The sequence below is a fragment of the Geodermatophilus maliterrae genome (assembly GCF_041018925.1).
Taxonomy (GTDB): Bacteria; Actinomycetota; Actinomycetes; order Mycobacteriales; family Geodermatophilaceae; genus Geodermatophilus; species Geodermatophilus maliterrae.
Genome location: NZ_JBFNXQ010000218.1, coordinates 1 through 967, shown reverse-complemented (window position 1 = coordinate 967; position 967 = coordinate 1). Strand labels below are relative to the sequence as shown.

Here is a 967-nt window from a genome sequence, read left to right as displayed (position 1 = left end):
CTAAGGCATGCGGGCGTACTCGATGGATCTGCGTGAGCGGGTCGTCGCCGCGGTCGATGGCGGGATGAGCCAGGAGCAGGCGGCGGTGACCTTCGGGATGTCGGTCAACACCGTGGGCCGGTATCTGGCCCGTCGCCGGACCACCGGCAGCCTGGCGCCGGCGGTGCAGCGGCACGGGCCCAGGCCGGAGAAGAAGATGCGGCTGCACGCCTGGCTGCCGGCGCGCCTGCAGCAGGCCGCCGACGCGACGTTGGCCGAGCATGCCGCGGCGTTGACCGCCGAGCAGGGCGTGGTGGTGTCGTTGGCGACGATGTCGCGGGCGATCGCCACCTTGCCGGCCGATGAACCCGGTCAGGCGGTGACCGCGCGCGGGCGTCGGCGGCGGCCGGGCCGGCCGCTGAAGTCAAAAGTCTGAGCGCCACCGAGCGCGACGAGACCGCGCGAGCCCGATGGCGCACCGACGTGCAGCAGACCGACCCGGCCCGGCTGGTGTTCGTCGATGAGTGCGGCACGCACACCTCGATGACCCGCCGTCGCGCCCGCGCGCCCCGCGGCACCCGCGCCCGAGGCGCGGTGCCGCGCAACCGCGGGCCGGTGACCACGCTGATCACCGGACTGTCCCTGGGCGGGATGAGCCCGGCGATGACGGTGGAGGGCGGCACCACCGCGGCGGTGTTCGCCGCCTATCTGGAGCAGGTGCTCCTGCCCGCGCTGCGGCCCGGGCAGGTGGTGGTGGTCGACAACGTCGGGGCGCACAAGCCCGACCGGATGCGTGCCCTGGTCGAGGCAGCCGGCTGCCGGCTGCTCTTCCTGCCTGCCTACTCGCCGGACCTGTCCCCGGTCGAGGAAGCCTTCAGCAAGATCAAGACGCTGGTCAAGGCCGCTGCAGCACGGACCCGAGCGGCGCTGGACGCCGCCATCGCGTTGGCCCTGGCAGCGGTCACCGCCACCGACGCCGCCGGCTGGT

General features: G+C 73.8%; 2 protein-coding genes. Both read left to right on the top strand.

All coding sequences use genetic code 11. From position 1 onward, the window contains the following. Positions 1–7: 7 nt before the first annotated feature. A complete protein-coding gene (locus tag ABQ292_RS26555; RefSeq protein WP_369210697.1) occupies positions 8–415 on the top strand; it encodes a helix-turn-helix domain-containing protein in 408 nt (135 codons plus the stop codon). Positions 416–462: 47 nt separating this feature from the next. Then, the coding region (locus ABQ292_RS26550; RefSeq protein ID WP_369210696.1) for an IS630 family transposase at positions 463–967 on the top strand (505 nt) is incomplete at its 3' end.

Coding starts and splice junctions, on each gene's coding strand:
- ABQ292_RS26555 (WP_369210697.1), top strand. CDS start 8: ATGCGGGCGTACTCGATGGATCTGCGTGAGCGGGTCGTCGCCGCGGTC.